The following is a 9,668-nucleotide window of genomic DNA, read 5'->3' as shown; positions in this document are numbered from 1 at the left end:
ATTGGGAGATAAGCGGTTAAATTTGTTTAATTTTTTGCAATAAAAAAGCCGTTTGAGCGATTCAAACGGCTTTGTATTATTTGTTGATTTGGCTTCCAATTACGCCACCAAGTGCAGCACCACCTAATGTTGCCCCTGTTGAGTTACCAATGACGTTTCCGGCTACGCCACCAATTGCTGCGCCGATAGCTGTATTACGTTGGCTCTCACTTAATCCGTTACAAGCCGATAATCCAATAGCCATAGCGAATACAGTAATAATTGTGGTTACTTTCTTCATATAAAATACCTCATCAATAATTTTTGATATGCATGAAATGCATTACTAAGACGTGTATTTATTTGAGAAGTTCTAGCAAATAGTATTTGATGATTGTTTTATGTTCATCAAAATAATAAAAAAGCACCAAATCTGCTTTTTGGTGCTTTTATTGATTTTTAGCTATGCTTTATTTCTTTTTAGATTTAGTAGCTGTTTCTTTTTTTACAGTCGCTTTTTTTGTTGAAGATGACTTTGCTTTAGCTTTTTCTGTTTTAGCAATATCAGTCGCAATTTCAAGTTTTACTTTCTTGCTCTTTGCCCATTCTTTTAATTTTGCTAAGAATGTTTGCCCCATTGGACGAGGATCTCCGCTAAAGAGTGTTTTTAAGCCGTTATTTTCAATAATATGACGACGTAATGCTAAACGTTCTTGATGATTTTCTGCTAAACGGATTGCTCGTTCTACATATTCATCAACAGTGTTTGCAATTAGCCATTCAGGTAAACCTAAACGCTTAAATAAACCTTCATCAATGTGTTCATGTACTTCAGGGCCTGTTTTACAAATTCCCACTAATCCTAAGGTTACCATATCAATAATACCGTTGGTATTCCCGAATGGGAATGGGTTTACCATCATATCGCAGTTGTGCAAGATCGAGAGATATTGGTGATATGGTGTATGTGGGTGTGCAGTTGCACTATCGCCTAAATAACTCTTAATAAAGCGTTCTACATAAGGGTGCGTAATACCACTTGATTGACCTAAAGCAAAGTGGAAATGTACTTTCACTTTTGCACGATCGCGAATCACTTTTAACGCTTCTAAGAAATATGGATTTAACTTCATCGTGGTTGAAGCAATGCCAATATTTACCACTTCTGGGTTTTCGCGTAAGCGATATTCTACATTGGTTGGAGCAAGAGCTGATGGCACATAAGGTAGTGCATCTTTAGGTAAACGTAATAATGTTTCGCTAAAGCATTCTTCAGATCCTACGTAATCGTCTTCTACAATGACATATTCAATAAAATCAGAATGTGTTGTGCCTGGATGACCTAACGCTACTGCTTGAATTGGTGCTAAGCGAGTGTTGCTTGCAAAGATAGGTAATAAATCCATACCAATACTTGGCATATAAAACACTGCTGCACCATTTTCAGTACAGATATTTTTAATAAAATGCAGTTTTTCAAAAACATTGTCACCTTGGACGATATGGAACTCATCAAATACATTACGTCCAGGTTGATCAACAGCATCGCCACCTAAACCAATGAGATAAAAATGCTCACGTGCTGCAATCATTGAGGTTGAGTGAGTACGATAAATAGAGTGAGCTGAATGGAAATGCTCTAATAATACAACCATTACCGGTTTACCATTACGATAACCAATATGCTTGATATTTGGTCTATCTTCCCATTTCCCCTCAAGTAAATGACGGCGAATAACTTGGTTTAATGCTTTTTTCACATTATGTTTGTTTGCCGCAATATCGTAGCTACAGTGCATATATACATCATGTGAAATGCTGCTAGGAACATTGTTGAGATTTTGGAGTTGTGCCAGTTTCTCTGGGAACCATTGTAAAATTGCACCACGTTTGCCAAATGCCGCTGGTGTACCAATAAAGCGAGGTGATTGTAATGCAAAGCAAAGAGATGCACAGATTTCAGGGCTAATATTCCAAATCGCATCTAAATTCAAATTAATATTTGATTCTGGTAAATATAAAATACAGAACTTCATTAGCGCTGATTTCGTTGGTGCGAGCTCAATGTTATTAGGGTCTTGAGGATCTTTTGCTTTATTATACGTACGTAGGATATGGTCTGCATTAATGTATGGGGAGCTTGCAAAAATTAATGCTATCCAACGTTGTAGAGAGAAGAAGTTTTGCGCACCAGAATCAGATAAATCAAGTGCAGGATCTTCAAATAATGCCGTAATAGCAACTGCCATACGGGTACAAAAATGCACGATTTTATCTTGTTCCAGTTGATTAATTTGGTTAGGAAAATCAATTTCAATATCTTGAATACCGCCAAAGTTGCTATCAATTTTTCTTAATATCGCTAAGAGCTCGTTACATGCATTCTCATATTGCTTAGCTTGTACCGCTTTTTCAAAGCGAATCACGCTTGGTTTGTTATTTTCTGACATAATAAGTCCCTATAATATTTAGCAAGTTCCCCACAGATCGTATTCATCTGCGTTGGTAATTGTTACTGAAATAATTTGTCCTGCTGACACTTCCATTTCTGAAAGATTATCAACATAGACAACGCCATCAATTTCAGGCGCATCTGCCATTGAACGGCCAATAATGCCCTCGTTATCAATTTCATCAACGATTACGGCTAATGTTTTACCGATTTTTTGTTGTAGGCGCTGTGCTGATATTTCTTGTTGTAATTGCATAAAGCGGTGGAAGCGCTCTTCTTTAACATCTTCCGGCACTTGGTCTGCCATTTCTGTTGCCACAGCACCTTCAACAGGGCTGAATTTAAAGCAACCAACGCGATCTAATTGCGCTTCTTTTAGGAAGTCTAATAACATTTGGAAATCTTCCTCTGTTTCCCCCGGGAAACCAACAATAAATGTTGAGCGCAGTGTTAATTCAGGGCAAATTTCACGCCATTTCTTAATACGTTCTAATGTTCGTTCAATGGAACCAGGGCGCTTCATTGCTTTTAGAATTTTTGGGCTTGCGTGTTGTAGCGGAATATCCAAATAAGGCAAAATTTTACCTTGTGCCATTAGTGGAATAAGGTCATCCACATGTGGATAAGGGTAAACATAGTGTAAACGAACCCAAACACCCATTGAGCCTAATTGCTCGCAAAGCGTGATAAGGTTATTTTTGATTGGCATGCCGTTCCAGAACACGGTTTTAGTGCCTTCTTCTTTTTTCTTATCTAAAGCATAAGCAGAAGTATCTTGTGAAACAATCAATAACTCTTTTACACCAGAATCCACAAGACGTTTTGCTTCATCTAAAACTTGAACGATAGAACGGCTATCTAAATCCCCACGCATAGAAGGAATAATACAGAACGTACAACGGTGATCGCAGCCTTCTGAAATTTTTAAATAAGCATAGTGTTTCGGTGTTAATTTAACACCTTGTTTTGGCACTAAAGTTACATATGGATTATATTCTGGTTTTGGCACGTATTTGTGAACGTGCTTCATGACCGCTTCATAGCTATGTGGCCCGGTAATTTCGAGAACTTTAGGGTGTACTTCGCGAATCTGATTTTCTTTTGCGCCTAAACAGCCAGTGACAATGACTTTGCCATTTGCTTCCAAAGCCTCACCTATGCTTTCTAGCGATTCTTGTACTGCGCTGTCAATAAAGCCGCAAGTGTTTACAATCACAAGATCCGCACCTTCATAGCTTGGAATAATGTTGTAACCATCTGAACGGAGTTCAGTCAAAATACGCTCAGAATCCACTAAATTTTTAGGGCAACCGAGACTAATAAAACCAATATTGGGAGTTGAATTTTTCATAAAAATAATAATTTGATCTTTCAAAAAGACCACTACAAAATGTAGTGGTATTCGGTTTGGTTATTTTACAAAACTTATCGTAAAAATGTGAGAATAAGCGGTCAATTTTGCATAAAGTTTTGTAAATTTCTGAAGATAGAAGTACTAATTTAATGTATTTAACATAGCAAGTACAATTTCAGAGGATTTTTCTGCCGCAAGCGGTAAGAACTCATCAAAGGAAAGATGGGAAGCTTTGTCTGCAACATCTGAAATGGCTCGTACGACAACAAATGGTACACCAAAGGCATGGCATACTTGTGCTATAGCGGCTGCTTCCATTTCAACGGCAGCAACGGTTGGGAAATCGCGACAAATTTGATCAAGTTTTTCTGCGCCATTAATAAACGCATCACCACTACAAATCAGACCGATAATCGCATTAGTTCCCGCTTTTTGTGCTTCTTTTTGAGCAACTTCCACTAATTGCATATTCGGTAAGAAGGCTGCTGGGTTAGCTGGCAGTTGCCCTTTTTCATAACCAAAGGCTGTTACATCTACGTCATGATGGCGGACTTCGTTTGAAATCACGATATCGCCCACATTTAATTGGCGATCTAATCCACCGGCTGAGCCTGTGTTAATAATCATATCCGGTTTGGCAAGTTCTAATAGTAATGTCGTGCCGAGTGCAGCAGCAACTTTACCGATGCCTGATTGTAATAGAGCGACGTTACGATTATTGATTTTACCTTCAAAAATTTTACAACCGGCAATTTCGGTTAATTTAGGCTCGACCATTAAGCTACGCAAAATTTCAATTTCTTGAGGCATTGCGCCAATAATTCCAATTTTACTTTTCATGTTTTTCCTCTTATTTTTCTTGTTGTAATTTTTCGACTAAAAAATCTAATACTGCATAAGTATAGTCATCGTTATACAGTGTATTTTTTAATAACACATAGCGACCATTTAAAATCGCAATCGGTGTAAATGCTGGCGGTTCGTATTGACGATAAACGTTTAGATCTTGCTCCATGCGTTTTTCAACTTGAACTGATGTAAAGAGTTGGTAGAACTTAGCAATATCAATACCATTTCGTTTAAGCCAACGTTGGATTGCCTCGTTATTTTCCGTCAAGCTCTCTTTATCTTTACGATCAAGGCTGTCGAATAAGTAAAGCTCACTTAATTCAGGACGACCATATTCCGAAAAAGTCGCATGCATTTTACCGGTAAAGGCATTGCCTTTTGCGAAACTCGGCGAGTATTGCAAAATCACTTTGTCTTTATTTCGTTCTGCGTACAGTTTGAGATAATCCAAACCATGGGAGCAGACTTCACAACCATATTGATAAAAGTATTGGATTAACACTTTTCCATCTTTAGGTAGCGTAATGTTTAATGGCTTTTTATAGGTATAAAAGCCTTTTCCGTCTTTAAAAAGCGGTTCTTTTTCAGCCGTTTTTTGCAAATTTGAATCGGTTTCCTTTACTGGCGTTGCTGTATCTGCAAGGGCAGCAGTAGAAAGCCACAATCCAAATAAACCATAAAATAGCGATCTTAATGTCATACACATTTATCTTCTTGCTGATTTGGGTCTAAAACTCTCACAAACCGTTGGGGCTGTCTCAATATAAATTTCACTTAAGAGCTGTAAACAATAAGGCACGGCGGCAAAAATACCACGAACTAAGGTATTACCCTGTTCGTCTTTTACGCCCTCAAGGGTCTCTTTAATGGCTTTCGGTTGTCCTGGAAGATTTAAGATTAATGTTTCGCCACGAATAGCCCCTACTTGGCGAGATAAAATTGCCGTAGGCACAAAGTGGAGGCTTACTTGACGCATTTGCTCGCCAAAACCGGGTATTTCACGATCTGCAATGGCAAGGGTCGCATCGGGCGTAACATCACGTTTTGCCGGACCAGTTCCACCCGTGGTTAAAATTAAATGGCAAGCATGTTTATCACTAAGCTCAATGAGTGTTTGCTCAATAACGGCTTGCTCATCAGGAATTAAGCGAGTTTCAACCTCAAAAGGAGCGGTTAAAGCGCTTTCTAACCAAGCCTGTAATTCCGGAATGCCTTGATCTTGATAGATGCCTTGAGAGGCACGATCCGATACGGAAACTAAACCAATTTTTAATTTATCTTTACTTAAAGCGGTCATTTTTCTTACTTCTTTTACAGTTAAAAATGAGGCGGAAAAGATTTCCGCCTATGATTATTTTTTCTCTGGTGCAGGAGGTGGCGTTTCCTGTGCTTTCATCATTTGCATTGCCATATCAATGCTCTTTTCAACGGTTTTTCGTCTAGGGTTATCTTCGGGAATCAGCTTTAACATCATGCCCCAAGTCATGGCAGCCATTTTAAAATCTTCTTCCTCAAAGGCATTAAAGGCTAACATACTTAATGCGTCTAGATTTGTATGATCTTCACGAATCAACTCCTTGAGTAAGACTTTCCCTTTTTCTTTATCTGCCTTATCTTGCGAAAGCATTAAAAGTTGGGCGTAGCTTGATTTATATTGCAAATTTTTAGGCTCAAGTTGAGCGGCTTTGCCATAGCTTTCATAGGCAAGTTGCCCATCATCTTTTGCTATACCGACCTGACCGAGCATAAACCAGCCTTTAGCATTAGTCGGATTTTCTTGTAGCTCCGCTCGTAAGGCAATGGCAAACTGATTTAGTTCTGCTTCTGAAAGTGGATTGGTCTCTTCATCTTTAATGCGCTCATAAAAATAATCGAGTTTTTTATGTGTCATCTCAATCATTGAAGTTGCTTGCCATGAGCCTACGGTAAAATAAGAAGCGGTACTGATTGCGGCAACCCCAATAAAAAGGGGAATAAACCATGCTTTATGGATTACCGTTTTACTTTCTGAAGAGGCTGTCGCCGTTTCAGGAATATCCTCTAATAAACTTTGTTGAAGCTCAAGTTGGGTTTGCGAATGATCTTCAATAATACCTTCATCAACCTCACGTTCTGTCTCTTTTAAACGATGAAGATAAAACGTTTTATTTAACAGGTCGCGTTGGTGTTTTGCCTCGAGCGTATTTTTTTTGAATAAAGGGTAAAAACCTACGAGGCAAACAACAAGAGTAATAACAGCAATGATGATCCAAAAAGTCATTTTTCGTCCTTATTAAGAATTTTGTCTAAACGAGCTTGATCAATCGTTGATTTTGCAACAGATTGTGAATTTCCAACCGCTTGTGTTTTTTTCTTACGACTTAAAACAAGCCCGATACCAAATAAAATCAGCAAGACAGGCATTACCCACAGCAAAATAGTAGCAGGTGTGATTGGTGGATTATAGGTCACAAAATTGCCATATCGTTCAATCATATAAGAAACGACTTCGTCTTTGCTTTTCCCTTGTTTCAGCAATTCCAACGTTTTTGCTCGCATATCGGTTGCAATGGTCGCATTGGAATCTGCAATGTTATTATTTTGGCATTGCGGACAACGTAGCTCCGCAATGAGCGTTTTATAATCCGCTTCTTGTTGTGGATTATCGAATTGGTTGAATTCCACAGGGGCAGCTGTTGCTATACTGCTAGCTAAAATCAAAAGAGAGAATAACTTTTTCATTATTTTGCCTTTAATTTTTCATAAATCGGTTTTAACACTTCATTCCAAACACGATCATTCACATCGCCGGCGTGGCGGTATTGAATAATACCATTACCATCTACAATAAAGGTTTCAGGTGCGCCATATACGCCAAGATCTAAGCCTAACGAACCTTTAGGATCGTAAATGATCGCTTTATAAGGATTACCATAAGTCATCAGAAATTTCATTGCTTTGGGGCGTTCATCTTTATAATCGACACCAACAATTTCAATGCCTTGCTTAGCTAAAAGTGTTAAGTACTCATGTTCCGCGTAGCAAGTCGGGCACCAAGTTGCCCAAACATTTAATAAACGAGGTGAACCTGTTTTAAGCACATTTTGGTCGATGAATTGTTTTTCATCTTGCACTGATTCTAAATTAAAAGCAGGAACGCTTTTGCCAATTAAAGCAGATTCTAATTTTTTCGGATCTTCACCTTGCGCATTTCGGGTTAATTGAACCATTAGAGTAATAGCAAGCGCTAAGAAGATAATTAAAGGAAGTAATAATTTCTTTTTCATCGTATAAGCGGTCGTTTTTAGTGATTTTTTTACAAAATTATTTACGCAATTTTACCGTTTGAATCGCGTGGTTTTCCCCTTTTTCTAAAATCAGGTTCGCACGCTCACGGCTTGGTAAAATATTCTTTTTGAGATTTAGCCCATTAATCTCATCCCAGATAGTTGAAGCAGTTTGTATCGCTTCATCTTCTGAAAGTTTTGAATAGTGGTGGAAGTAAGCATTTGGATCAGAAAATGCACTTCGACGAAATTTCAAGAAGCGATCAATATACCACTGTTTTAAGAGATCTTCATCTGCATCAACATAAATAGAGAAATCCACAAAATCAGAAACAAAGACATTGTGTGGGCTAGAAGGATAATTCATACCACTTTGTAGAACATTCAAGCCTTCTAAAATGACAATATCAGGTTGTTCAACAACATTAAATTGATCCGGCACAATATCGTAGGTCAAATGCGAATAAATGGGCGCTTTGACTTGTGTTTTACCTGATTTCAAATCGGAAACAAATTCAATTAAACGGTGAATATCATAAGACTCTGGAAAGCCTTTGCGTTTGAGTAAATTTTTCTCGACTAATGTCTGTAACGGATAAAGAAAGCCATCAGTAGTAATTAAATCGACTTTGCGTTCGTTAGGGTAATTTGAAAGCAGGGCTTGTAAAATACGTGCAGAGGTACTTTTCCCGACCGATACACTTCCCGCAATACTAATAATATAAGGAACCTTAGGCGATTCAACATCAAGAAAGCGATGTAATACTGTCTGGCGCTTTAAGTTTTCTTCTATATAGTAGTTAATCAATCGGGCAAGCGGTAAATAAATCGTGCGAACTTCTTCTAAAGAAAGATCTTCGTTAAAGCCCAATAAAGGTTTCAAATCTTGTTCTGTGAGTTTTAACGGCACGGATTTCCGAAGTTCTGCCCATTGTTCACGATTAAAAGTTAAAAAAGGTGTTATTTTGTTATTTTTTTCAAGGCTCATGGCCAAAATCTCTGTTTTGTAATGAAAACGTTGCGGTTTTTTGCAAATGTAATGGTGCGAACTATACAATATAAAAGGGTTTTTAGGGGATTTTATTCAAAGAAAAAGCCTTAAAAGTTACAAAAATTCAACATTTGGATCATTAAATAATCGAAAGAACGTTTTTTTTTAAATTTTTTGAAAAAAATGCTTGCACGGTTTTTAAAAATCCCTATAATGCACATCACTTGCTTACGACAACGCAACGCCGACTTAGCTCAGTAGGTAGAGCAACTGACTTGTAATCAGTAGGTCACCAGTTCGATTCCGGTAGTCGGCACCATTCTAGCTTAACGTAAACGAGCATTCAATTATCGTGGAGGGATTCCCGAGCGGCCAAAGGGGGCAGACTGTAAATCTGTTGGCTCAGCCTTCGAAGGTTCGAATCCTTCTCCCTCCACCATTTCTTTAATTGAATTCCTATGGGACAGACGAATTTAGAACAGCGGGCATCGTATAATGGCTATTACCTTAGCCTTCCAAGCTAATGATGCGGGTTCGATTCCCGCTGCCCGCTCCAAACGCTGATATAGCTCAGTTGGTAGAGCGCACCCTTGGTAAGGGTGAGGTCGGCGGTTCAAATCCGCCTATCAGCACCACTTATCTTTTCTATCTTCATCTTTTCCTTAAACAGTTAGTAATTAATTTCTACATTTGGTTAATGTGGTAAAGTACCATCGTAACCGTGTTTGTTTAGAGGGACTTTTTAAAAATGTCTAAAGAAAAATTTGAACGTACAAA

At 38.2% G+C, this 9,668-nt stretch carries 10 protein-coding genes and 4 tRNA genes; 4 read left to right on the top strand and 10 right to left on the bottom strand.

Features of this window, described 5'->3' with window-relative positions; translation table 11 throughout:
* Nucleotides 1–76 precede the first annotated feature (76 nt).
* From AM305_RS09295 to coaA, 10 genes are all read right to left on the bottom strand, one after another.
* Nucleotides 77–280: a glycine zipper 2TM domain-containing protein gene (locus tag AM305_RS09295; protein ID WP_005825295.1), complete on the bottom strand. Its 204-nt coding sequence runs from the start codon at nt 278–280 to the stop codon at nt 77–79.
* Between the two features lie 169 nt (nt 281–449).
* Complete coding sequence (locus AM305_RS09290) at nt 450–2,429, bottom strand: UDP-glucose:protein N-beta-glucosyltransferase (protein WP_005825293.1); 1,980 nt, start codon at nt 2,427–2,429, stop codon at nt 450–452.
* 18 nt (nt 2,430–2,447) lie between these two features.
* Entirely contained in the window at nt 2,448–3,782 is a 1,335-nt protein-coding gene (rimO, locus tag AM305_RS09285; RefSeq protein WP_005825292.1) for a 30S ribosomal protein S12 methylthiotransferase RimO, read from the bottom strand.
* Between the two features lie 144 nt (nt 3,783–3,926).
* A complete protein-coding gene (gene mtnN / locus AM305_RS09280; RefSeq protein ID WP_005825289.1) occupies nt 3,927–4,625 on the bottom strand; it encodes a 5'-methylthioadenosine/S-adenosylhomocysteine nucleosidase in 699 nt (232 codons plus the stop codon).
* Between the two features lie 10 nt (nt 4,626–4,635).
* A complete protein-coding gene (locus AM305_RS09275) occupies nt 4,636–5,334 on the bottom strand; it encodes a thioredoxin domain-containing protein (RefSeq protein ID WP_005825287.1) in 699 nt (232 codons plus the stop codon).
* Between the two features lie 6 nt (nt 5,335–5,340).
* Nucleotides 5,341–5,931, bottom strand: coding sequence for a molybdopterin adenylyltransferase (mog, locus tag AM305_RS09270; protein ID WP_005825285.1), 591 nt, complete (start codon nt 5,929–5,931; stop codon nt 5,341–5,343).
* Between the two features lie 54 nt (nt 5,932–5,985).
* Nucleotides 5,986–6,894, bottom strand: coding sequence for a c-type cytochrome biogenesis protein CcmI (gene ccmI / locus AM305_RS09265; RefSeq protein ID WP_005825284.1), 909 nt, complete (start codon nt 6,892–6,894; stop codon nt 5,986–5,988).
* Nucleotides 6,891–7,355, bottom strand: coding sequence for a cytochrome c-type biogenesis protein (locus tag AM305_RS09260; protein ID WP_005825282.1), 465 nt, complete (start codon nt 7,353–7,355; stop codon nt 6,891–6,893). The genes ccmI and AM305_RS09260 overlap by 4 nt, the downstream gene beginning before the upstream one ends.
* Nucleotides 7,355–7,900, bottom strand: a complete 546-nt coding sequence (locus AM305_RS09255; RefSeq protein ID WP_005825280.1) for a DsbE family thiol:disulfide interchange protein — start codon at nt 7,898–7,900, stop codon at nt 7,355–7,357. Before AM305_RS09255 ends, AM305_RS09260 begins: the two co-directional genes overlap by 1 nt.
* A gap of 37 nt (nt 7,901–7,937) precedes the next feature.
* A complete protein-coding gene (gene coaA, locus AM305_RS09250; RefSeq protein ID WP_005825278.1) occupies nt 7,938–8,888 on the bottom strand; it encodes a type I pantothenate kinase in 951 nt (316 codons plus the stop codon).
* A gap of 246 nt (nt 8,889–9,134) precedes the next feature.
* Between coaA and AM305_RS09245 the strand changes: the two genes are divergently transcribed.
* The 4 genes from AM305_RS09245 to AM305_RS09230 all read left to right on the top strand — a co-directional run bounded on the left by AM305_RS09245 (nt 9,135) and on the right by AM305_RS09230 (nt 9,526).
* Nucleotides 9,135–9,210 (top strand) — tRNA-Thr (locus AM305_RS09245).
* Nucleotides 9,211–9,245: 35 nt separating this feature from the next.
* Nucleotides 9,246–9,330: transfer RNA gene (locus tag AM305_RS09240), tRNA-Tyr, on the top strand.
* Between the two features lie 42 nt (nt 9,331–9,372).
* Nucleotides 9,373–9,447 (top strand) — tRNA-Gly (locus AM305_RS09235).
* A gap of 3 nt (nt 9,448–9,450) precedes the next feature.
* Nucleotides 9,451–9,526, top strand: a tRNA-Thr gene (locus AM305_RS09230).
* The last annotated feature ends 142 nt before the right edge of the window (nt 9,527–9,668 follow it).

Origin of the sequence: Actinobacillus minor NM305 (assembly GCF_000175195.1) — a bacterium.
In the GTDB taxonomy this organism is placed as follows: Bacteria; Pseudomonadota; Gammaproteobacteria; order Enterobacterales; family Pasteurellaceae; genus Haemophilus_A; species Haemophilus_A minor.
Note: the sequence above shows the minus strand (reverse complement) of the source record. Positions and strands in the feature narration are given on the sequence as shown.